The 23,944-nt window shown below is 47.7% G+C and carries 19 protein-coding genes; 10 read left to right on the forward strand and 9 right to left on the reverse strand.

Annotation, left to right across the window (positions count from 1 at the left end; genetic code table 11):
• Positions 1 to 29: 29 nt before the first annotated feature.
• On the reverse strand, positions 30 to 3,746 hold the full coding sequence (locus tag ACES2G_RS15565) for a DPP IV N-terminal domain-containing protein (RefSeq protein ID WP_374000698.1): 3,717 nt from the start codon (positions 3,744 to 3,746) through the stop codon (positions 30 to 32).
• A 117-nt stretch (positions 3,747 to 3,863) separates the two neighbouring features.
• The gene (locus tag ACES2G_RS15570) at positions 3,864 to 6,110 is read right to left on the reverse strand and encodes an ATP-binding protein (RefSeq protein WP_374000699.1); all 2,247 of its coding nucleotides are present in this window, start codon (positions 6,108 to 6,110) and stop codon (positions 3,864 to 3,866) included.
• A 211-nt stretch (positions 6,111 to 6,321) separates the two neighbouring features.
• On the opposite strand from ACES2G_RS15570, the gene ACES2G_RS15575 reads away from it, so the two are divergent.
• The 5 genes from ACES2G_RS15575 to lspA all read left to right on the forward strand — a co-directional run bounded on the left by ACES2G_RS15575 (position 6,322) and on the right by lspA (position 12,573).
• Positions 6,322 to 7,605 carry a radical SAM/SPASM domain-containing protein gene (locus ACES2G_RS15575; RefSeq protein ID WP_347357645.1) on the forward strand — a complete coding sequence of 428 codons (1,284 nt, stop codon included), beginning with the start codon at positions 6,322 to 6,324 and terminating at the stop codon, positions 7,603 to 7,605.
• 216 nt (positions 7,606 to 7,821) lie between these two features.
• Positions 7,822 to 9,627 (forward strand): ATP-binding protein, encoded by a 1,806-nt coding sequence (locus ACES2G_RS15580; RefSeq protein ID WP_374001909.1) that lies wholly within the window; start codon positions 7,822 to 7,824, stop codon positions 9,625 to 9,627.
• Positions 9,620 to 11,143 (forward strand): sigma-54-dependent transcriptional regulator, encoded by a 1,524-nt coding sequence (locus tag ACES2G_RS15585; protein ID WP_374000700.1) that lies wholly within the window; start codon positions 9,620 to 9,622, stop codon positions 11,141 to 11,143. The genes ACES2G_RS15580 and ACES2G_RS15585 overlap by 8 nt, the downstream gene beginning before the upstream one ends.
• Positions 11,144 to 11,478: 335 nt before the next feature.
• Positions 11,479 to 12,006, forward strand: coding sequence for a hypothetical protein (locus ACES2G_RS15590; protein WP_347357647.1), 528 nt, complete (start codon positions 11,479 to 11,481; stop codon positions 12,004 to 12,006).
• Between the two features lie 60 nt (positions 12,007 to 12,066).
• Positions 12,067 to 12,573: a signal peptidase II gene (gene lspA / locus ACES2G_RS15595; RefSeq protein ID WP_374000701.1), complete on the forward strand. Its 507-nt coding sequence runs from the start codon at positions 12,067 to 12,069 to the stop codon at positions 12,571 to 12,573.
• A 9-nt stretch (positions 12,574 to 12,582) separates the two neighbouring features.
• On the opposite strand, the gene ACES2G_RS15600 is transcribed toward lspA, so the two are convergent.
• Positions 12,583 to 13,113 (reverse strand): response regulator, encoded by a 531-nt coding sequence (locus tag ACES2G_RS15600; RefSeq protein ID WP_347357649.1) that lies wholly within the window; start codon positions 13,111 to 13,113, stop codon positions 12,583 to 12,585.
• A 1-nt stretch (position 13,114) separates the two neighbouring features.
• The gene (locus ACES2G_RS15605) at positions 13,115 to 14,335 is read right to left on the reverse strand and encodes a sensor histidine kinase (RefSeq protein ID WP_374000702.1); all 1,221 of its coding nucleotides are present in this window, start codon (positions 14,333 to 14,335) and stop codon (positions 13,115 to 13,117) included.
• Positions 14,336 to 14,575: 240 nt separating this feature from the next.
• Between ACES2G_RS15605 and ACES2G_RS15610 the strand changes: the two genes are divergently transcribed.
• The 4 genes from ACES2G_RS15610 to ACES2G_RS15625 are packed head-to-tail and all read left to right on the forward strand — an operon-like array spanning position 14,576 to position 17,906.
• Positions 14,576 to 15,649: a hypothetical protein gene (locus ACES2G_RS15610; protein WP_374000703.1), complete on the forward strand. Its 1,074-nt coding sequence runs from the start codon at positions 14,576 to 14,578 to the stop codon at positions 15,647 to 15,649.
• A 9-nt stretch (positions 15,650 to 15,658) separates the two neighbouring features.
• Positions 15,659 to 16,531, forward strand: a complete 873-nt coding sequence (locus tag ACES2G_RS15615) for a metal ABC transporter substrate-binding protein (RefSeq protein WP_347357652.1) — start codon at positions 15,659 to 15,661, stop codon at positions 16,529 to 16,531.
• Positions 16,528 to 17,097, forward strand: a complete 570-nt coding sequence (locus ACES2G_RS15620) for an ATP-binding cassette domain-containing protein (RefSeq protein WP_347357653.1) — start codon at positions 16,528 to 16,530, stop codon at positions 17,095 to 17,097. The genes ACES2G_RS15615 and ACES2G_RS15620 overlap by 4 nt, the downstream gene beginning before the upstream one ends.
• Positions 17,094 to 17,906, forward strand: coding sequence for a metal ABC transporter permease (locus ACES2G_RS15625; protein ID WP_374000704.1), 813 nt, complete (start codon positions 17,094 to 17,096; stop codon positions 17,904 to 17,906). The genes ACES2G_RS15620 and ACES2G_RS15625 overlap by 4 nt, the downstream gene beginning before the upstream one ends.
• Here ACES2G_RS15625 and ACES2G_RS15630 read toward each other — a convergent pair.
• Entirely contained in the window at positions 17,891 to 19,318 is a 1,428-nt protein-coding gene (locus ACES2G_RS15630; RefSeq protein WP_374000705.1) for a cyclic nucleotide-binding domain-containing protein, read from the reverse strand. The two genes, ACES2G_RS15625 and ACES2G_RS15630, sit on opposite strands and share 16 nt — an antisense overlap.
• A 105-nt stretch (positions 19,319 to 19,423) precedes the next feature.
• Here ACES2G_RS15630 and ACES2G_RS15635 point away from each other — a divergent pair, with 105 nt between their 5' ends.
• Complete coding sequence (locus ACES2G_RS15635) at positions 19,424 to 20,188, forward strand: prolipoprotein diacylglyceryl transferase (protein ID WP_347357656.1); 765 nt, start codon at positions 19,424 to 19,426, stop codon at positions 20,186 to 20,188.
• On the opposite strand, the gene ACES2G_RS15640 is transcribed toward ACES2G_RS15635, so the two are convergent.
• Genes ACES2G_RS15640 through ACES2G_RS15655 form a run of 4 tightly spaced genes read right to left on the reverse strand, consistent with a single transcriptional unit; the run spans position 20,144 to position 23,944 of the window.
• Positions 20,144 to 20,959 (reverse strand): hypothetical protein, encoded by an 816-nt coding sequence (locus ACES2G_RS15640; RefSeq protein WP_347357657.1) that lies wholly within the window; start codon positions 20,957 to 20,959, stop codon positions 20,144 to 20,146. The genes ACES2G_RS15635 and ACES2G_RS15640 overlap by 45 nt on opposite strands.
• Positions 20,953 to 21,219, reverse strand: coding sequence for a hypothetical protein (locus ACES2G_RS15645; protein ID WP_347357658.1), 267 nt, complete (start codon positions 21,217 to 21,219; stop codon positions 20,953 to 20,955). Before ACES2G_RS15645 ends, ACES2G_RS15640 begins: the two co-directional genes overlap by 7 nt.
• Positions 21,216 to 22,787: a hypothetical protein gene (locus ACES2G_RS15650; RefSeq protein ID WP_347357659.1), complete on the reverse strand. Its 1,572-nt coding sequence runs from the start codon at positions 22,785 to 22,787 to the stop codon at positions 21,216 to 21,218. The genes ACES2G_RS15645 and ACES2G_RS15650 overlap by 4 nt, the downstream gene beginning before the upstream one ends.
• Positions 22,784 to 23,944, reverse strand: a complete 1,161-nt coding sequence (locus tag ACES2G_RS15655) for a hypothetical protein (protein ID WP_347357660.1) — start codon at positions 23,942 to 23,944, stop codon at positions 22,784 to 22,786. The genes ACES2G_RS15650 and ACES2G_RS15655 overlap by 4 nt, the downstream gene beginning before the upstream one ends.

Below are 23,944 nucleotides of genomic sequence, written 5' to 3' on the forward strand. Positions count from 1 at the left end.
CCCGGCTGCTATGCAGACCGGGATTTTTTTTAGAAGGAATCAACAAACATCTCCAACACCTGAGAGTTATAGGCGTCACTGCTGAACATGACATGATTCGCGGTGGCGGCAACACTGTTCCAGACGCCGGTATTTCCTTGCAGGCCGGGCATATGATTCTTCAAACCGCTGCCATCGCCTTTCACAGAGTAAAGGCTCATCACCCCATCCTTATCGTGGTCAGCCCGGAAGAACACCCGGTCCGCCAAAGGCCACACATACGTGTCATAGATATCCGCATGAGTGTTCAAGCTGATCAGCTTGCGGCTTTGCGTTCCATCCCACTTCACCGCATACAGATCCCATTTGCCAACAGTCTCTATCAGGCCCGTGTACACAATGGTCTTATTGGTGTCATTCAGGAACTTCACGGCCGTGCCATTGTTGGCATTGACCTGGCCCCCAGCATACGGAGCCTGACTGATCTTGCGCAAGTCCGACCCATCCAGATTCATACTGTACAGCTCGTAGATCTCTGGGGAGGACTCACTCAGTGCAATCAATCGTTTGTTCGCCCCCTCAACCAGAGTTTGATACAGCGACGTGTGTGATGTCGCCGGAAGTGCCGGATTCATATCAAATACCGTCTGATCAGAAATACGGAAGCTTTTTAAAACTGTTCGCCCGTCGGTAACAAAGTCACCGGCAACAATCACATACTCCGAATCCTCAGAGAACTGGCAGTTCGTTACCATGCGGGTCGTATTCACACCCTGAGCAGCCATATAGTTCACACCGGTTGGATTCGCCACGGACACCACCTTGGCGTCATTGCGACTATCAAGTGCCGTTTCACCCCAGTAACAGACCCATTGTGAATCCGGAGAAATAACAAAGTTGGCCATATCCAGGGAACCACTGATATTGGTATTGAGCTTGGTCACCGTCCCGCTGCCATCCACCGCCAGCTTATCCACTTCAACCTGCTCATCCACCCGATAGTCCCACCGGACCACGGCGTAGCTGCCATTCGGGGCCACATCCCACACGGAAATAACGACATTATGCGAATAATTCGGCGTCAGTTTTTTGCTGTCTGTTCCATCTAAATTCACAGAATACATGTCCTGAACTGAATCCGTCGTGATGTCCCCGATATAGTAGATCTTCTGCGTGGCCTCGTTAAACTTCACAGCTGTGACAGCTCCGTTTGGATTGGTGATCGGGACACTGACTTTTAATGGAGACCCACCACTGGAGTCGCCAACATACAGCTCCGACACTCCTGCCGTATCCTGGTCCGCGATATAAATGACTTTTGCACCGTTGGCAGTAAAGACGAACTGCCCAAGCTTACCACCACCAGAGACATAATCCTTGGTCACTCGCTGTAAGTTGGAGCCATTGGCATCAGTCGCATACAAATGCATCTCTGCATCCACGGACGGATTTCCCCGGAAGAGGAACTTCGTGCCATCGACTGAAGGGGTGGCCCCCGCATAGTCGCCAGAGCGGACCACGGGCATATTGACCTTAACAGGCGCACTGACCACCAAAGACAAACTGGACTTATACAAGCCATACACCAGATCAATGGTATCATCTGAAAGCATCAGAACGGTATTGCGATTCCAGTCAAAGAAGTATTGCAGGTTTCCAGAAAGAACATCTCCTTCGACGTTGCTGATCGGAGGACTCAACTTACGCGTAGAACTTCCGTCCACGGCAGACAAATACATTTCGTATTTGCCGTCGACCTCCATATCAGAAATATATGCCACCCGATCACCCTGCGGACTGACCTGCAAGATCGGATAGTTGCGAATGATTGAAGGTATCGACTGAGTCGTCAAAAGCACAGGACTTCCAGATCCGTCGGCATTGCTCGCATAGAGATCAAATTTCATCTCACCAGCAACAGTCGGCGTCACTCCAGACAGATCGGCTTGATAAATCACCTTCTGACCGTTGGGAGTAAACATCATCGCCGTGTCATTGTATCCCTGATAAAGCCCGTTGCGTGTGACTGTCGCCGTCGTCAGACGCACCAAGTTGCTGCCATCGGGATTTGCAACATGCAAATCAAAACGAGTCGCAACCAAAGCCTGGGAAAAGGCAATTTTTGTGGAATTATCAGACCAGACAAAACTGCCTAAGTCCATCGAGGTCGATGCACACGGCACCGTCACGCGGGAATCGGTACGAGTCTGCAAGTCATAAACAAACAACTCCAGACACGTCGCCATGGCCCGATCCGTGCGATAAGCGATGTAGCGCGAGTTCGGGCTGAACAGACCGATCATTGACATCCCGTTGAACGTGGATCCTGTCAGGTCAATCACTTCCCCCGTGACCAGCGACGCCACTGCCAGTGCCATTCCTCCCGTAGAGAACGTTTTGTTCTCACGATAAATGACCCACTTGCTATCAGGGCTGATCGTGTAATCCGACTGCACCGCCTGAGCCGCAGCCATCGCAGGCCCTAAGCGACGCAGATTGGTACCGTTCACATTAATTGCATAAAGGTTGATGGCTTCATCAATATCTTTATCCATACGGAAGACCACGGTGGAGCTGTCTGGCGAAATTTTGAAGTCCCGCACATCTCCTCCTGCGACCATGGCTCCATTCAATTTTGTCTGGGCGCCATTCACAACGTTGATCGAATAAAGATTAAATTCATTATCCGTGGCTTCAATATCCCCCATGGCAATAACCGTGTTTTCATCTGGAGTCAGACTGTAGGTGGTCACCCCACCGACGGGATTGATGGCCGTCGGTCCCAGCAGAACTCTGTCGCCGCTGCCATCAAGCTTGACGGAATGCAGTTCTTTCAGCTGAACACGGCCCACAGAGGATCGGACGTACAAAGCCCGATTGTGCTTGGGGACCGGCGTGATAACTGCCCCCACATCTACACCCCATTGTCCAGACATGGGATTTAGTCGGGTTAAGCCCGTCCCATCATAGTTCACGAGCCCCAGATCCCCGAGATCATCGTTTCGCAAAGGCGACACTAGCAGAACTCGCCCGGAATCCCCATAACGAGTCATCAGTCGTACGGCCGGATATCCTGTCGACGTCACGTCAGCACTGATGCGCTGCCATTGTGGATAGCGAATAGACACGGACTTGGTTTCAGAAATGTTCCCAGCAGAATCAAAGTGCTGAATATAAAAATCAATGGAGCTTGCCGTCTGTGAAGACAGATCCAGACGCAGTTCCCACTGCGAAAGCGAAGAGCACACGGCAAAATGTTCGGAAGGAAGAGATGTTGCAATCTTCACCAGATTCAACGGCTCTGAACATGCCCCGCTGATAGGATAGTTGGCTCGCAGGGATGATGCCACATAGTTGTCAGCGCTGTCGGGTGCATTCACCGTCACCGTGGGCGGTGTCAGATCCACAACGATCGTCTTTGAATCCAGGGACGTCCTTCTGATCTCAACTTCATTCTGAGAGACTGTCATTAAAACAGATCCCTCGCCCAGGCCATCCAAATCCACAATCAGTTCAAAAGTTTTCGTCGCATCACAAAGAGCTTCAAAAGTTCCTCGCCCTTCGATTTCAATTTGCACCGGATCGCCGACATGCTGACACTGACCTTTGATAGGATAAGAGCGTATATTTGAAGAATTAATTGCCTTGTTCATATCATCCAGAACAAGGAAAAGCTGGTTACGACTGGTCAAGTCCTCCAGATTTGCATCCAAAGAACAACCACTAAACAGAAACAACGCAAGTACGTACAAAGTCCAATTGTTCATCTATGAACTTATCGGAGTTTGGACGCAATTCTAAAGAAAAATGTCCCCCATTTGTCTCGCTTTAATATATGAAAAGCACACCAAGAACCATCACTGTCCTCGAAAACCCTCAAAAGCTCATTTTCTCAAAGAGAATTTCATATATGACAATCGGCTCTTGCTAATACAAATAGCATTATGTCTCTCAAGAAGACTTTTCATCTCTGGAAAATCATCTAAAGAAGTAACAAGAACAATCTTCACTGCACAATTTGGGTCAATTTTCTCCAGCAGATCCAGACCAGTTTCGTCATCTGAGTTAATGGATAAGTCGATAAATACAGTCCATTCTTGAGAGGCCCGTCTGATTTTATCAATATATGACTCCGCATCTTTTAAGCTCTGGCAACGTATAAAGTTAATCTGACCATTGCCATCAGTGCTAGCCAGATGACGATACAATTCTCCACCTTCTTCGAAGACAAGTACATTTTTGGACGTCTTAAATGTAACGCACGGAACCTCTAGAGGTAAGGCTATCTCGAAGACTGCTCCTTCTGATGAGCTTGAGAACGCCACAGTTGCCCCATATACATTCAATTCCTCTTTAACCTGGTATAAACCAAGCCCTGTTCCAGATTTCTTGCCATGGGTCACCCCCTCTTGAAAGAGCCTTCCAGCAATCTCAGCAGATATTCCTGGACCATTATCTCTAACTACAAGAGCGATAGAGTTCACGTCTGATTCGGCTGTCAAATTGATCTTTCTGGACCTCCCCATCACAGCCGGTGCTTCCAGCGCATTCATAATTATATTCGACATGCATCGCTGAAGAGAATACTTCGGGACAAAGCATTTTAGATCCTCTTCTAGATCGACCTCAAATACACAGTACGGATATAGCTGACGGAAGGATTCTACCAGCTCCTTGGTCGCCAAAGAAATATCTGTTTTTCCTTCAACACTTGAAGAGACCTCCTTATAGGAAGTCAACGCACTATCCGCAATTCCCTGCAGGCGCAGGGTTGACTCTCGCATTAATGCTTCCAAATCTTCGGAGACCTGCCCCTTGATAAAGCGCGTAGCCATTTGTAATGCCATTAAAGGATTACGAATATCGTGTGAGATCTTCGCCGCAATTTTTAGGCTGGCATCGGCGCGGGCAGCTCTCAGTACAAACCTGTTCTTAATTTTCTGTTGTTCAATATAACGAATTTGCTCCAATTTTATCTGATCTGCTTTTCGCAAAAATCGTAAAAACAGAAAAGGAACTCCAATATACTGTAGTATTATTATACCTAGTGCAGCTCGGGCAAAATCCAGCATCACACTGAATACTGCAAATGACACTATACTTACAATCCAAGTCACGGCTAAGGCTCCAAAAGAAGCACAGAGATATGCCAGAGGCCTTTCTGAAAATAGCCACAAAAGGACTAGCTGTGTAAACAGGACAACCATCAACCACAATTGATTCAGAGGCCTTCCTGGAAGCTTCACGTAAGAAGCGGCTTTTAAATTTGAATACACCGTCGAAAGATAAGATGGTTCCGAATAGTAATGCTCCGTCGTCTCATCAGGGAAAAAGTCAAACCTGCTAAAGGGATGAATCCCCAACAAAGAGGAATGCGCATCCCGAGTGCCAACAAAAACAATTTTACCTTTTACCCTCGACAGCTCTTCTCTGGAAACTTCCAAATCCTTCATTGATGATTCAGAATAGAATCTGAGGTAGACCTGAATAGAGTTGAAAAGCTTAAAGCTCCCTTCCATGCGCTCCAGTGCTGGCAACTGCAGCCCCATAACGTCTGAAAGCCCCACAAGCTCATCATCATAGTCGACACCATTCATACTAAGAACCAAGCGTCGACTCTTATTGTCTTTTCCGCCGAGCTTAGTATCAATGGCGTATTTATTCCCTATTTGCCGACTAAACGCACTGAATGGTTCAGTATTATTGAAAGCTCCTCCAGTCGGCTGCCCCCACCTTGAATAGTAGAAAAGATTTGGAATCTTCTCACTTTCCTTTACAAACAAATCCAATGCTTTGCGGCTTCCCTTAATCTCCGGGGTGCCAAGAGCTAAAACTATAGCTCTTGGCTTCTCTTTAGAGATTTCTTTTAGGGTGGCAGTAACATCTTCAACGGCCAATCCCTCATCGCCGTTATGGCCCCGCTTGTAAGAAGAAAGGGTGACTTCGACGACTTCGCTTTTGAATGGATATTCCGGTGCAGTTAAATAGCCGCTCAGGTCTAAGTTAAGGCTATCAAGGGAATCCATTTTAATACTCAACAAAGCCAAGGCACCGAGAGCGGAGAAAAGCAAAAGGCTTCCTCCTATGACGAGGAGCTTGAATGGGGGATGAGAAAATGATCTATTTTTCACATACGTCCTATCGGATCTTTGCAGGACTGGATTAAGTCCTCTACCTACCAACTAGACAACTCTGAAATAGTTTCCTTTTGCCCCCACCCGAGGGCCCTTGGGGCCCAAAATACACCACCGAGCCACAACGTAAGATATTGAAATTACAGGACATAATTACAGACCCCCGCTGCCTCATTATGGAACACTTATTGCAAATACCCGAGTGACTATGGAACAAAGACGATACAAGGACATTGTGGCATTTAAATGGGGACAAGGATCTCCGTTGGCATTCCATGCCCGAAACCTCGAAGTCGCCGAAATTTCCGAAGACACTTGGAATGAAATGTCCAATTCTGAACCTTCTTTGTCCGGGGCCTACAATGCGCTGACCACGTGGGAGATTGAAAACAACCCCGAAGTAAAATCGGGCAACGTGTCCGTTGGTATTCGCAGCCTTACCATCAACGTTACTCAAATCTGCAACCTGAAATGTACCTACTGTGCTGCGGGTGGAGATGGCACTTATGGTTCGGCACAAACCAAAATTAATGTCGAAAAAACTCTGCCTCAGATTAAACTATTCCTGGAGCGCCTCCCCGAGGGCAGCAGCTTCAATATCACATTCTTGGGTGGCGAGCCTCTACTATATCCGGATGGTATTCAGGAAATCGGCAACTATGTTCAACTGATGACAGCTGGTCGTGACATTACAACTCGCTTTTCCATCGTGACAAATGGAACTCTTTTTAATGAAAAAACTCTGAATATACTTAAACAGCTCAAAGCGAACATCACCGTAAGCCTTGACGGACCAGCTGAAATCAACGATAAAGCACGCCCAACTAAAAACGGTGTCGGTAGCACTTCTCTGATAGTTGAAGGATTAAAACTGCTGGAGTCCTCCAGAAGTGATTTGGGCTCTTTGACATTGCACGGAGTTTTCAATCGCAACAATCTGGAAATTGTAAGGGCCCATGAGTTTTTCCAGTCACTAAATGCAGACCGCTATGAGTTCACATACTCAGTTGAAGAAAACGACGACGCCAGCAATCGAAACTATGTTGAGCAAATGAACAGCATAGCCGCTAAGGCCTACTCTCTAGGCGGCGAAACCGAGCTGCGCAAGATCGCTCTCTTCAACCAGTATTTCAACGCCTTGGACAACCAGCAACAGACTGAAAACTTCTGCGGTTCAGGAAAGTCATTTCTGGTCATGGATGCCAAGAACAACCTTTTCACCTGCCCTTGGGAAGTTGGGAATAAAGAAGAAAAAGTGGGTGAAAACACCAACGTGGACTTCGCTCGCATGGAAAATGAAAGCGCTCCTTTGATTGAAAAGAACAACTGCCAAAGCTGCTGGGCACGTTTTATGTGCGGCGGCGGATGCATGTTCATTCACAAAAAAGGCACTGGCAACAAGCATCAAAAGGACGGTCAGTTCTGCTACCGCACCCGCACCTTGCTTGGAACTACTTTTATGTATTATAAACTAAGCAGGGCCTCCTGCTAGAGGACTATATGGAACAACAGACTCATATCAAAAAAATCAAACCTCAAAAGCCCAAGCCTAACACAAATCCAAAAGCTGGGCCAGGGGGCGGCGACACTAGTGGCGGCGGCTGTATCCCGGTTCGTTAAAAGACAGGATATCATGGCTCTCCCTCCCTCTCTTGACGAGAAATCAGGAACTTCAACGAAAAGTTCACTTAAAGCTCTTGCGCTGCGAATGCTCTTTGCAGTGGGGATTTCATTTTTCATTGCGCAGACAAATCTAGAATATATCGAGTCATACCTCTATGATCTTCGGGTTCGGGCCAAAATTGGCGACACCGTTTCCGACAATGTTGAACTGATTTACATCACACCACAGACGGTACAACTCTATAAAGGTTTCCCCTCCGCCAAAGAGCAAATAGCCCTCCTTCAAGCGTTAGCCACCCACCGAACTAAAGCCATCGCATATGATTTCATTCTCGATGAGACCCCGGGAAGCATTAATGACAAGAACGCTTGGGAAGCTGCCATCATTTCTACGCCCCACGTATATGTTGCTGGACGCACTACCCAGATGAAGGGGGAAGAAGATCAACTCTTCCTTGCGGATCCTTTGGAAAAGGTAGCTACGATTCCTGCGCCGAAAACAACTGACCTAGTAAACTTCGCCAAAGACGGGGTCACGCGGCGTATGATTCTGACCTACCAGGATCAAACGATGTTGCCAGTCCGCTTGGCAGCACTTGTAAATCCACAGGCCGCCGATCTTCCAAGCTTAAGAGGGCTATTTGATTTCTATGGAACAGATCAGGCATACATAGACTTCCACGCGGCAAAATCCTATCCGTCGACATCATTCGAGTCCATTCTCAACGGACAGGCAGACCTTTCCCGCTTCAAAGACAAAATAGTCATTGTCGGAACAGACCTTGGCCTGAACGAGGCCGAATACATCACTACGCCATTCAGCCGTGACGTAATGGCCATGACCCGCATCGAGATGCAGGCCAATATCATCGACACTTTGATTAAAAACTCCGCCCCTATTAAAGTCTCCAAATACATTAGCTGGCTCTTCATTCTGATAGCATCGATCTTAACGACTCAGGTCGTTCTAACAATGAAGCCAACACGAGGTCTTCTGGTATTGGGAGCCACACTAACTGGCTTCATCCTTATCTCCGCTATTGCCTTCTGGACTCTGGGTTTGTGGCTTCCTATGGCAGCCCCTCTCTTGACCATCCTCTTGTGCTATTACTTCTTCATCCCCTACCGCCTGATCGTCGAAAACCGACGCAGTTGGGAGTACTACCAGAAGAATAAACTGCTAAGTCAGGTGGAAGAACTTAAGACGAACTTCATTTCAATGATGTCCCATGACCTGAAGACACCGATTGCGCGTATTCAGGGAATGACCGATGTGATCCTGTCGGACAATATCGCATTGAGCACCCAGCAGCGCGAGGCTGTCGATACGATCAAACATTCTTCCGATGATCTTTTGAAATTCATCAATGCGATCTTAAGCTATGGCCGTATTGAAAGTCAGGGTGTGCAACTGAACCTGCAAAGCAAGGACATCAATAACCTGCTTCAAGAGGTTATCCGCAAGCATGAGTTCCTTGCCAAAGTGAAACGTATCCAGATCGTGTCTGAGTTGGAGCCGATGTTCCCGGTGCCGGTGGACCCTGAGCTGATGAAACAGGTCTTCTCAAACCTGGTTGAAAACGCCATCAAATACAGTCCTGAAGACACGAAAATCATGGTTAGCAGCGAAGAGACCGACACCAAGGTCATCGTTCAAGTGGCCGATCAGGGCCCTGGCATCCCTCAGGATGAGTTACAAAACATCTTTATGAAATTTTTCCGCTCTAAGAACGTGAAGTCCTCGCCGATCAAAGGCTCTGGCCTTGGATTGTACTTGGCGAAATATTTCACGGAACTGCACCGGGGAAGTATTTTTGTAGAATCTTCCCATGGTAATGGATCGACTTTTACGGTAGAACTACCAATCGAGCAAGGGGGTACACATGCTTAAGGTTTTGGTTGTTGATGACGATCAGGGCTTAAGACTTTCAGTAAAGTCCGCTTTATCAGTCACACAGCGCTTCGAAGTTGATGAAGCTTTCGATGGCGTCAATGCCATGGAGAAAATCAAAGCTGGTGATAAGAAGTATGATGTTGTGATTCTGGACGTGGACATGCCTCGCATGAACGGTTTGGAAACCCTTCGCCAGATCAAAGAGCTTGATCCAGGGACGATTGTTCTGATCATGACTGCGCACGCAACCCTGAACGACGCTATCCAGGCAGTTAAAGACGGCGCCTTCAACTATCTGCAAAAACCAGTAGCTGGTGATGACCTGATCGCCTTGATCGACAAAGCCGTTAATGCACACACCCTGATTTCCAATATCGCAGCTTCTGCACCTGTCATGGTTGAAGAAGGCCGTAAAATCATCGGTCACACTTCCCAAATGCAGAAAGTCTTCAACATTATCCATCGTCTGGCTAAAGTTGAAACCCCGGTTCTGATCCGTGGCGCCTCCGGTACGGGTAAAGAATTGGTGGCTAAAGCCATCCATTTCAACTCGGCCCGTAAAGACGAAAAGTTCGTTGCGATCAACTGTTCTGCCATCCCGGAAAACCTGTTCGAGTCTGAATTGTTCGGACACGAAAAAGGTTCTTTCACTGGCGCTGATCAACGCAAAATCGGTAAATTCCAATTTGCTGAAGGCGGCACCTTGTTCTTGGACGAAGTCGGCGACATGCCACAACTGATGCAGGTGAAAATCCTGCGTGTACTTCAGGAAAAGCTGTTCACTCCCGTCGGTTCCAATCGTGAATTCCCAACCAATGTTCGTATCATTGCGGCCACCAACCGTCCGTTGGAAGACATGATCAGAGCAGGAACTTTCCGTGAAGACCTGTTCTATCGTTTGAACGTTGTACCTATATTCCTGCCTGCTCTGGCTGAACGTAAAGATGACATGGAACACATGGTGAACATCTTTATCCGCAAGTTCAACCAGGCTCACGGTAAACGCATTAACGGCATTGCTCCGGATGCGATGGCGGTTCTGAAAAAGCATTCCTGGCCGGGAAATATCCGTGAACTTGAAAACGTGATCGAACACGCTTTCGTTCTGGAAATGACCAACATCATCACGATCGCTTCTTTGCCGGAAGCTTTGTTGATGGCGACAGGTACGAATCTGATCGATATTCCTCCAGCTCAGGAGACAGCCCAAACCGTTGCGGCAGCAGGCCTTGGATCTGCGGCTCAGGCACACGCCACGCTGGGTGACGACGAGGACAGTGACTTGAGTCTGGACTCTGATGATATGGAAGATAGCTATATCGTTCCATACTCTGGTGAAAATCTGGATTTCAACGCGCAGAAAGAAGCCTTTGAAAAAGAATTTATCATCAAGGCTTTAAAGACCTTCCGCGGACGCATCAACCAGACAGCATTGCATGCGAACATTCCCAAGAAGACGCTTCTGCGTAAGATCGAAAAATACGGAATCGTTGCCAAAGACTATTCCAACTAAGTTCACACACAAAACTGCCGGGACCTCCCGGCAGTTTTCTTTTAAGCTGGGTTTCGCGCGAAACACATCTGCCCGGCAAACTTCAGAATTCCAAAGACAAAAAGGCGAATCTCTCTTGCGTTCCGCTGAACACGAAAAGACTGAAATCAAGAAAAAGTTTTTCATAAACAGAGCCTTTCTGCGTCGCCTCTAGTTTTGTAATAGGCAGACAGGCCCCCTATCTAGAGGTGCGTATTTTTTGAGCACATAATGTTTGGAAATAGCCCCTAGTCTGCATTGACTCAAAGTTATGAACTCTGTAGTTTGGGCTCCCTCACCCGCGGAGTTTTTAATTAATGACCATGAATCCGTTGCCACCACAGGCATACACGAAAGAGACGATGCTCAAGGCCTACCAGTGGCTTATGGTGCAGAATAGCTCTATCAAGGAGATGGCAACGACTCCGGATATTCTGGTCAGTTTGTATCTGAAAGCCACTCGCGATGGTGATCATTCTTTGGAAAGACCTTCCATTCAGAATTTCAAAAATGAGCTGAAAAGTCTGGCAGGTATGATGGGCGAGCTCGACAGACCTGTCATGACAGCCGCCGCCGCTGCTGCCGTTCAGGCACAACCGATGATGACTCCTGCTCAACAGATGGTCGTGGCAACACCGGCACCTGTTGCTCAAACCCAAGTGTCCTACACCGAAAAGACACTAACGACGATGTCTCACACCCAGGATCTTGTCGATCTGCTGGATTGCGGCTCCAAAGCCATGATTCAGGAAGTCAAAGGTGAGTTCAACCTGAGTTCCGATCTGGAAGCCCTTCGCATGCTGATCAAAGTCGGCTACAGCCGCTCCAAAGCCCTTCTGAAGTAAGCTTATATCTCTACGAAATCATTTAATATCCGGCAGGAGTTGGGCTATACTGCCCCCCATATGAAGAACAAATATATTTGGCTTGTGCTTATTTCCGGCTTCTTGGTAGCCATGGATCAACTGGTGAAGGTGTACGTACACACCCATTTCCACCTGGGTGAGTCCGTGATCGTAATCCCGAATTTCTTCAATCTAACATATGTAAGAAACTTCGGTGCGGCCTTCGGGTTCCTGGCTGAAAGCCATCCTTCCTTCCGTGAGATCTTCTTCCTGTCCATGCCACCGATCGCACTGGTGATCATCCTGGGCATCCTGCGTGGAGTGAAAGACACTGACACAAAGCAAATCATCGCTCTTTCCAGCATCTTTGGTGGTGCGATTGGAAACTACATCGACCGCGTGCGCTTCCGTTACGTGATCGACTTCCTGGATTTCCATTTGTACAACCGCTGGAGCTGGCCTGCATTTAATATCGCAGACATGGCCATCGTTGGTGGCGTAGGACTTCTGCTTCTGTTGATGTTCCTGGAAAATAAAAAGAAAGAAAAAGAAGAAGGCGCCACATAGGCGCCTTTTTTATTTGCGGGGGATGTTTTTGCGGAGCTTTCTTTGCAGGCTCTGACGATGCAGGCCCAGCTTCTTCGCGGCTTGAGTGATATTGCCTTCAGAACTTTGCAGAACATAGTCGATATATTCGCGCTCCATACGCGCCAAAGAGATCTCTTCTTCCGGCAGCTCCGTTTCACTTCCCTGCTCAGCGAAAGCTCGCAGAATCATTTCAACGGTCACAGGCTTGGCGATAAAGTTGTGCGCCCCTAGTTGCATGGCTTTCACTGCCGAAGCCACACTGCCAAAACCACTCATCATAACCACTTTGACTTCAGGGAAACGACTTTTAAGCTCTTTCAGAAAATCCAAACCGTTTTCACTGCCCACACGCAGATCCAACAACGCCCAGTCCAGACGAGGAACTTCCGACCATTGCGGGGTTTCGGCAAAGGCTTTGACTTGAAAACCGCGCTCTTGCAGTTCTTCTGTCAGGACCTCACGAAGGCCCTTGTCATCTTCCACCAGCAAAATTGTTTTAGCTGTATGCAGTTGTTCCATCTTATCTCTCCTCCAAAGGCAGGCGGATTTGTGCCGTTACGCCTTTTCCAGAAGTGTTATTGGCAATCGAGAAATCTCCCCCCGAAGCCTGCGCCATCATTTGCGCGGAATAAATACCCAGTCCGTTACCGGCCTCTTTACCAGTCACAAAAGGCTCTCCCAAGCGGGACAGAATCTCTTGCGAAATTCCAGACCCCTTGTCGACCACTTCCAGCACTGCCCACGCGTCCTTCTGATACAGGCGAACATACAATGTCGCCTCAACTCCAGAAGCTTCCAAGGCATTGTCCAAAAGATCAAATAACGTCTGAGAAAAAGCCAGGGTCTGCAATCGACATGGCAAGCTGTCTGTTGTCAGGTGCGTTTCCACTTTAACCACAGGATTTTCTTTTTCCCAGACAGCCACCAGATCTTTCACCAAAGTTTGCAACTCAACATGTTGCAATTCACTTTGCGAAGAACGGGAAAAGACCGAAGCCATGTGCTGAAACACGTCCACGCATTCATCCAAAGAGCTTTGCGCCTTTTGCAGTTCTTCCCGCGCGGAAGTCACGTCTGTGTCCAGCTTACGAAGGCCCCTTTCCATACGAAGCTTCAGGGAGTTCATCGGTGTTGCCAACTGATGCGAAAAACCCGCCGTCAAGGCACCCAAAGATTTCAAACGATCCGCCTGATGCTGACGATCCTGAAGCAGGCGAATACGACGTTCTTTTTTTGCCAACAGCGCAGAGAAATAATGACTGACAAACCAAGAAGCCGTGATCAACACCCACTGCGAAAGAAAGCGCAATGACAGCTCCGAGAAATCAATGCCCACAGTGTTTTGCGCATCCAGATAAGTTTCATACTGCAAAATCAAAAGTAAAAATAAGACGGATGCCCCAAACAGGTAGGAGGCTTTTTTTCTAAGCAGCATTCCACCCAAGAAGGAATGAATGCACAGAATACTGACAAACGGATTATTGGCAGAGCCACTTACAAACAACAGCCCCACCGCCGCCAGCAGATCCACCCACAAGTGAACCAGAACATGCTTCTGACCATATTCTTCTTTTTTCGGCCAAATACCCTGCCCCAGAACATTTAAAACTCCCAACAGCACCAACACGGCGATGATGTATGGGAAGTGCCGCTTATCTAAATAACCCCACTTCAAGAGTGGGATCGTTCCAAGCAACAAACAGACAATGGCAATCCAGCGAAAACGAATCAATCCAGGCATGCCCCCGTTGTAGCTGAGGCCCCTGAGGTCCGCAACCGCAGACTCTGAAATGCAACGATTCGCTGCCCCTCAATATGCCACGCTCAATTTTAGTAATATTTAATAATTTCAATACCTTAATTTCCATCCCCAGCGGTTCAGTTCTCAGTCCACTTTCTAAATGCAAATATATTGCATTTAGAAAGTGGCGATGCTAGAAGCTGAATAACAGACAACTTTACTCATCAAAGGATGCCCCGAATGAGATCTTTAGTACTTATCCTTTTGCTAGCTTCGGCCCCCCACGCTCACGCCCAAATTCTGCAGAACATGCAGTCAGCGGCAGCCTTGGACTTTGTCGCCCCTTTGCACTTTGAAGATTCGACAGAAAACAAATTGGATGTCCGCTCTGCTGAACTGATTTTCTTCGGCCCACTTGATCCGACCTTTGATGCCACTTTGAACTTTGCGGCTCACAATGAAGAAGGTGAGTTCGTTGCCGAAGTGCATGAGGCCTATGTCGGCTCCAGCAAACTTATTCCCAACTCAAGATTCCGCGCCGGAAAGTTCTTCTTGGGTGTCGGTAAATTGAATCAGACCCATAGACACGATTGGGCCTTTGTCTCCGCTCCCCGAGTACAATCAGATTTCTTTGGCGAAGAAGGCGTTGCTGACACCGGAGCGGAGTTTTCAACTCTGCTGCCGACAGAAGCCTATTGGGACATCACAGTCGGAGTGACCAACGGATACACCTATGGAAGCCATGACCATCACGACGAACATGGTCATGGCGGAAGTGAAAAACCTCATGTTCCCACGCACTATCTGCATGCTGTGAATTTTGTAGATATGGGTGAAAGTGGAGCCTTACAGTGGGGCGCCAACTATCTGGGCAGAACCGACGCTGAGGAACTAAAAACCCAACTGTATGGTTTTGATTTCGTATTTAAGAAGACTGAAGGAAAAACGACCCGGCTTCTGGTGCAATCAGAACTCTGGTATCGCAATCAAAGCGGCCCGGGCCTTGAGACGACAGAAGAGATCGGCGCCTATGTATTCCCACAAACAGCTCTTTCCGAACGGCTCTTCCTGGGTCTGCGTATGGATCTTTTCTCAGAGCTCAACCGCACATCTGTCAGCGATGGTTCCCGACAAGGAAATCTGAACTATGCAGTCGTACCGACTTTGACATTTAAAAACAGTGAGTTCTCGTTGTTACGTGTGGCTTACACTTATGATAATCAAACTTATCAGGGTGAATCCGATACGATCAACCAGAAGCTTGAATTCCAGTGGGTCGCAATTCTGGGTGCACACCCGGCGCATTCCTTCTAAAGGACATCTATGAAATATCTTATTTGTACACTTTTCAGTCTTGCTCTTTCCGCCGAAGCCAAAATCAAAGTTGTCACGACAACTCCGGATATTGCCCAGGTGGTTCGCGCGATTGGCCAGGATCAGGTCGAAGTGCAAAGCCTGCTGAACGGTTCCGAAGATCCTCATTTTGCCGAAGCTCGTCCCGATTATATTCTCAAGGTCAACCGGGCTGACATTGTCTGCGCTATGGGATTGGAGTTGGAAGTGGGCTGGCTTCCCAAAGTGCTCAGTAAATCCGGAAACAGTAAAATTCAAGACGGTGGGGCCGGTTCCTGCTTTCTTGGAAAAACTGTCAAACCTCTGGAAATTCCCAAAGGAATTGTTGATCGCTCTTTGGGGGATGTTCATGCCCACGGCAATCCGCATTTCAATCTGGATCCATTGAAGCTGGCCGAAGGCGGTCAGGAAGTTGTGCGTGTACTATCAATAGCGCTGCCTTCACAAGAAGCCTTCTTCCAGAAGAATTATGATACGTTTAAAAAGACCATGGCAGATCTGCACGCACAAGTGGCCAAGAATCTTCCCAAGATCAAAGTGATGGAATACCACAAAGAATTTACTTACTTCTTCAAATCTTACGGACTGGAGTCTGCGGGTTCTCTTGAAGACAAGCCCGGAATGCCACCGTCAGCGGCCCGAATGGCTCTGGCAGCCAAAATGGCCAAAGAGCAGAACGTAAAAATTTTGCTGGCAAGCCCTTCCGCTCCCCACAAAACTCTGGAAAGATTCCAGGAACTGTCCGGAGTCAAAGTGGTGACTGTTCCCTCTTACGTGCAAACAAAAGGTGAAGCGGTCTCTGTCGAAGCTCTGCAAAAGATTTTAGGAAATGCGATTCAATGAAGTCCTTGCTGCAAGTTGATAAAGTCCGGGTTCTGAGCCCTGAAGGCAACTTCCTTTCTCCCGAGATCAGTTTTGATCTTGGGGAAGGTGAAGTGTTGCTTTTAAAAGGTGAAAATGGCTCCGGCAAAAGTTCTTTTTTGAAAACTCTTCTGGGTCTGCATAAGCCGTTCAAAGGAACATACAACTTCCATGTGCCCCTGCAAGAGGTGCAGTATCTGCCTCAATTAGGAAATTTACATTTTCACCTGCCACTGACCCTGCAGGATGTTCTGGGCACACCGTCCCCCAACGAAGGACTGCTTAAAAATCTGGATCTGAATAAAAAGTGGAATACAGCCAGCGGCGGGGAAAGACAGAAGATCCTTCTGACCTCGGCCCTGGCTAAAAAACCTCGTCTGCTGATTCTGGATGAACCGTTCAACCACGTCGATCAGGAATCCGGGCATATTCTGGAAGAAGCTTTGAACTTCTTCTTGAATGAACACCCACAAAGCTCACTGATTCTGGTGTCTCATCGCCCTTTGAGTTCCGTCTGGAAAAACCTTCGCTCTTTGGAGATTCGATGACATCGCTTCTGCCTCTTTTACAAATCTATAAATGGTCTCTGCCTTCCTCTGTCATCATGGCAGGTGTTCTGGCATTGATCGGGGCACAATGGACCGCCCGGGAAAAAAGCGCGCAGATCTTTGTTCTGGGACAAGGAGCTTCCTTGGGAATTGTCCTGGGGCTTGTCATCAACATTCTGCTGGAAACTGATTTTCATGGTATCAGTCTGCTGATCGGACTTTCTTTGGGTTGGGTCACACTGTTGTTGACTGATTTATTTATTAGATCCAAGTCCGACCGCAATCATATCTATCTAACCTTGTTCGTCTTCTTTCTGGCACTGACCTATCTGATCAGCTATATGACCCCAGCATTGGAAAGTCATATTGCGGCCTCTTACTTTGGTGATCTGGCGGTGATGAGTGACGCCGGTGCCATCGGCTGTCTGCTGGGAGCATCGCTTTTTGGAGCTTTCCTGCTGAGCAACTGGCGGGATCTGTCGCTGCGATCCTTCCAACTTGCAAATCACAGTGCCATTCACCGCAATTGGAAGAACCATCTTTTTGATCTGGGCACTTTACTGCTGACCACAATGGCCATTCAGAGCATGGGCTACCTGTACACGATGGGAAGTCTGTTCATCGCAACCAGCTTCGCCGCTTCACGCAGCCACAATCTCAAGAGCTATCTGGTTAAAATGTTAGTCATTGCTTTGGTTGGCAGTGGTTTGGGATTTGTTGTTTCTTTGCAATCCACAAATCTACCCACAGTGCCTTGTGTTTTGCTGGGGCAGATGCTGATAGGATTGCTGCTTTATACGAAGAAATAATGGAAAGAAGGCTGTGCTTCACGCTTTTGTCCGTCGATATTAAACAGACAGATCACTTCGGTGCGCACGCCTTTTTTTACATTGAATATAGTTAGGTCTGCATTTTCGATAATCTGATGCAGCCCACGCCCAGCGCCGCCTTTGTCAGCATTCATGCTACCCGCCTGACCGCCATAACAACTCATAAGATAGTCGATGATAATATCTTTGGTCAGAGATCCAAATGGATCTTTTACCGCAACAGCCAAAAGCACTCCATCGCTGGCATAACGCAACTGGGATTGCTGGTGGGTATCCAACTGCACTTCTTCTTTACGGGAAACATGATTGAAGATGGACTTCCCCTGGGAATCCACAGGGGCATCATAGATCGCATTCATCAGCATTTCTTCAACGACTGTGTTCACCCGATCCAGGACCGTCGAGCGCACACCCATTTTTTTGAAATACCCATAAAGATCTTCACGCAGACCCTCACGTTGGTTAGAGCAGGACACCAGCTTATTCTGGACCTCTACCCCCCAAGTCAGATATTTTTCGATACCAAAAAGGTCTTTATTCAGCAATTTTCCTAAGGCAGTCAGGATATAGCGAATCGTGACATTGCGATCTTCGGCATCCCGGGAAACAATATGATCCACATGGCGGTTCGTCTTAAGGATCTGCAGGTTTCCTTGCACATCCTTACTGGTCAGCAGAACAGAGTAATTAGCGGCCTTCTTGTCGTGGACCTCTTTTAAGATCTCAACACAGCCTTCTTCGCACAGAACCAGATCGTATTTATTCTCAGCCAGGAATTGACGGGCTGATTCCGAGTCATTGGCAATATCCAAATGGACACCCGTGCCCCCCAATGCCATGCGCACTGGAAGCTGCTGTTTTTTATCCGGTTCTACCAACAAAACTCGTCCACCGACTTTTTCAATTTTCTGCTGAGCTTCGTGAAGTTCACGATTCAGAATTTCAAACAGGCGGGCCTTTTCATTGGTTTTCACCAGGCGCTCGGTCAGCACATTGCAATAGATCTGAAAAAGAAGAGCTTGAAAACGGTCTTTGTCTTTCGGATGCACATGGGCAAAGTCTTCTGTACGAATAACAAAGCATTCCACCGCAGTCAGCGCCTTCACCGTAGTCGAGGTCGGATTTTTAGTGATGACACTCATTTCACCGAAAACTTCACCCGGTGTGTCCAATGTGGCAATCACTTCAGAGGCTAGCGAAACTTCCACTTTGCCTGTTCGCAGAAAGAACAAGGAACTGTTTGTTGCACCCTCTTGCAAAAGAACGGTTCCGGCCGCAAATGACTCGGTATGAATCATAACAGACGTTTGCAAAAGCAAGTCATCCGTAAAGGATTTGAAGAAAGAGAAATCCCGAATTTCTTTGGCAATTTCAGCCGGATGCAATTTCATATAGGAACTATTATGTATTTAGTTACAGCCCCTTGACTAGAATCGTCTTGAATATTTCCTGTAATGAAAGAAAATTAAGTCTATCGTCGGTATAGCGGAGGAAGCTTGTTTCCCACCATCTCAATTTCACCCAATCTTTCCATTCCGACCTACTATCTCATTCTGAGTCTCACCGTTTGCCTGGGGCTTCTATGGGTCACTCGCCGCGCAGATCAGCGTGAGCTTTCCCGCAAGGTGGCTCTGGACCTTAGTCTCATCATCATGGTCAGCGGCTTTATTGGCGGACGACTTTTCCACGTCTTTTATGAAAGCTTCCCTTATTATCAGGAAGACTATCTTCGCATTCTCTATTTCTGGAATGGTGGCTTTGTCTTCTATGGTGGGGCGATCCTGGCCACCTTATGCAGTGTTATCTATTTAGTCTTTATGGCTCGGGTTCGCCTTGAAGATTATCTGGATTTATTTGCACCCGTGATGTCACTCTCCTATATGCTAGGTCGAATGGCCTGTCTCCTTGCGGGTTGCTGCTATGGAAAAACCTGTGAACTTCCCTGGGCTGTTGCCGGACGCCACCCCACTCAAGCCTATGCTTCTTTGTGGGAACTGGGTGTCTTGTTTGTTTTATTGGGAACAGAATCTATTGCCAGACCTCTTCGCCCTCGTTGGCTGCAAAATCCGGGCAGCATCTTTTTCCTATGGATGGTTTTGCATGGACTGGGTCGACTGCTGATGGAGTCCTTCCGCGATGATTTCCGGGGTCCTTCACTGGGGCTTTCGGTTTCAAGCTGGATCAGTGTGCTGATTGTGGTTCTGGGATTATTCCTGCTAGTTCGGAAGCCAGCAGACCGGGGGACGACAGGTCCCGCCTAACTGACATTGTGCCCCTGCCGTATAGGTATCCAGACGGCATTGCACAGATGGATAGACATTACGTAAAAGCTCCTTCGAAGCAGGAGCTGGCGTCAGCAACGAAACTGGAGCCGATTTTTGAGAATCATATTTCTGAAAGAATCGAACCATTTCCAAACCCACTTGGGCTGTTCTGGCACAAAGTTGATTGCCTTCACAAACAGACAGCGCTTCGGTACTGACCTTTGTCGCCAACTCGGGATGGGCCTTTAGAAATTCAGGAATGCATGTTCTGCCCGCGAAGAAGTCGGACTGCCCTTCAGAAGAAGACCACTCAGCACCTGTGAATGTTTGGCGGGGCTCTTCCCCCATCGTGTGCCCGATCTCATGACATAAAATACCAGCCAGAACTTCCAAAGAAGCCCCTGGTGCCCGCACAAGTCCACCCCATAAGATCACCTGAAAGTAAGTGCCTTTATCCATCGAGCCACCCGCAAAATACGGATTCTCCCAGTCGTAAGAGATCACCAGAGGTTTTCCTGTCGTATTATAGACAGGCATTATGTACTTGCTTTGAAATTCTGCGATCAACTGACGATATTGATCTTCTGTCACACCAGAAACATTTGGACTGCCCGGTGGAAGATAAAAGTACCCCGCATCCTGCGCAAACGAAACGCTGGAAGATCTGGCCTTCAACGGCTTTTGCGTTTGCACCATCACAAAAAGAGTCACCAGAAGTACCACAGCAAGAATATAGGGATTGATTTTTTTTGATTCCTTACTCAACACTTTTGATCTCCGTACAATGACTGTAGTAAGTCAGGTAAATCCAATTGCAATACCTGAGAGCTGACATTATCTCCAAATCTCTCACGCAACTTCACAAGAATCATCTCATCGTCATAGGGTGAATCAAGATCGGTCAAAGATGCATCATCAGAAAGATAAAGGGGTCTTAAATCCTCATCAGGACACAAGAGAAGCACGAGCTCTTCAAGCTGCATGGACCGCTCGCTCAATTTTTTATCGCTGCTTAATGAGAATTTCATTTCCACTCCTTAGCGGCAGACGGATTTAGAGGAATGTCACGCCCCTTCTTCAAACGGTTACGAATTTCATTGTCGCTCAATCTTCCTACAGAGATAATCTTATAAGAGTCCGGCTCAACAGATATACGTAAATTCAAGTCACCCATATCTTTATAGATATTGATGCGACCATTATACCCCCGGTGAGCATTCAAGTCCCAGACAACAAAGGCCTTTGGATCTTTGGCAATCCTGTTCAGGTCATCGACTGTCAACTTACCCTTGAGACCTTCAAGCCTATCCAAAGACAATTGCATGCTAGCACGGTCAATAACCTTAAAGTCCACTTCAGACTGATTTCGAATGATGCTTTTAGCGACTGGCGAATCGGCCAAGCCGTCGGCACCTTTGATAAGCGTCTTAACCTCTTCAACTCCTTCGCCGACCATTCGACCCATTTTTGACCAAAGCACCCGATTTCCAGCCAGCATACCAAGCGCAGACAAAACACGTTCGCCAGTTCCAAGGTTCCGCCCACCCGGCATGCAGTTTTCTGCTCCAGTGACTGCCTCACAGGCGTCAATCAGGTCTCCTGCAGGTGTAAAACGAATCCCCATCGCCAAAGCTTCCTTGAAAAGCTCTGGATGCGTAAGAAGATAACGCCCCACCTTTGCCGCAGACATATCGGACAGAAGATCACCAAGATTTTCAGTATCCGCCGACTCCAAGGCCTTTCGTTGCCGTTGTTCTTCTGCAGAAAGCTCGGCCAAGGTTGATGGATCCTGCAAAGACTCCCGTAATGCGCTGGCTTCAGCCGGCAAAACACCGTCCAAATCAGTAGCCTGCTGTTGTGCCAAGTCCTTATTCGTCTCAGCCAACAACTGCTCTGCGACTGTCTGTGGAGTCAGTACCTCGTCAACACCAGACCGAGTATCGAGTCGATCTTTAAGCTCCTCAAGCTCAGCAAGTTGCTTTTTACTTATCTGTTCTGACTCAAGATCAGCATGCTCATTCTGGCCACGCGGACCTTTCAACAAACTGGACTCGGCAGCCTTCTTCCGAAGAGAATTCTTAAGATCAGCCAGACGCCTACGACTGTCTTCCAAATTATTCCGAGCGTTACGGATTTCCTGCCTACGCAGATCGAGACGCTGCTGTTCAATCCTAGTTTGCAAACGACCATCCGAAGAGCACACCTCACCATCGCAAAGGCCAATTGGAATTGTTGTGCGATCACCCGTGTTCGGAGCTGAAAAATAACCGATACTTGTCCAAGATGACCCATTCATCGAGAATTCTACGGAATATTGGAATTTGCAAGTTTCGCCATTATGGAACTCACGGTAGCTGGCGCTGATTTCGGTCGTACCACGGTTAGAATTTAAATGCGACCTTGACAGATCAACAACCAACGGATGACCTAAAGCGTGCGAAAATTTGACCAATGAGGTGCCGTTGGAAGACATATTGACATTCCAATGATGGGCCGTGTTCGGTTGCTGAACCGTGATACGCACTCGCCCGTAACTTGAAGCCCACGTTACAGCGCCGAAAAGCACAATCAAAAGGAAGATGAACATCTTCTTCACTTTTTCACCTTGCTGACCTTCTGCAGAGACAAGACTTCAAGGTACAGAATTTCACCCTTCAATTGCATCGGAAGGCCCGAATGCTTTTCTGTGTCTTTCAACCATGACTCTAGCTTCTGCATAGTCTGACCAGCCCCTGGTTGCGCTACCTTCTTCAGCCCGCTTAGCTGTGCACGCAAAGCCGTTTGAAGCGCTCTATAGCTGTACACTGACTCGGACTTCGCGGCCAAAGCGCTGGCCTTTTCCAGCAAAGCGAGATCTCTACCAAGCTCTTCCTGGACTAGCTGAGCATTGGCCCCTAGCTTCGAAGCCAAAGCCTTCAGACGCAGGGCTTGGGTATTCAAATCATCTTTTACGATTAGATAAACTCCCTGAGCCAATAAAATACGGTACGTCCTTAACAACTCCGTGAGCTGACTTTCGTCACGGAACTTGGAATACACCGCTTGAATCTGCACAGCCGTTACTTTCTCAGACTTTACCTGCGTCAGATTTTCGTAAAAATCTACGCCGCTTTTGTCCAGGCGCAACCGAGCCATTGCCATTCCAGATTGCACATTACGAGCTACCTCCTGCATGTCACGAAGAGACTTCCAATCCGGCTGACTGGATAGATAGAGAGCATCTGGATACTTTTCAAGATAATCAGCTACAAGAGTACGCACCTCTGCGGATCGAGACTGTTTAGCAAGATGAAACAGCTTCTTTAATGGATGGTCCTCGGGAAGAACCGTTTTTGTCCGAAATGAAAGCTCGAGACGAGAGATCTCTGTCGTCAATATCGTTAGACGGCTGCTCCAATCAATAAAGGCCTTGCTCTCCTCGTCAAAGGAACCCTTGAATCTACTAATATCCGACGTCAAAAACCCCAGACGTCTTTTAATGTCCGAAACACTTTGATATACGTCATGGTAGTCTTTCAAGAAGGACGAAGACTTCTTTTCAGTCTCCACAATCAGATTTTGAATTGCTGCCAACTCCTGAGTTTCGGCCTGAAGTTCCAGTATCTGCATACGGCAATGATCAACAACCTCTGCCTTGGCTCTTTCACCATGTTTACCTTTTAATGTCCGCTCATCCGGATCAGAATAGCAGTCCGCATGCGCATGCAAAGATCCAGCAAGAACTAAAAAGAGTATGCGCGAAATAAGCTTCAT

The sequence above is a fragment of the Bdellovibrio bacteriovorus genome (genome assembly GCF_041888015.1).
Taxonomy (GTDB): Bacteria; Bdellovibrionota; Bdellovibrionia; order Bdellovibrionales; family Bdellovibrionaceae; genus Bdellovibrio.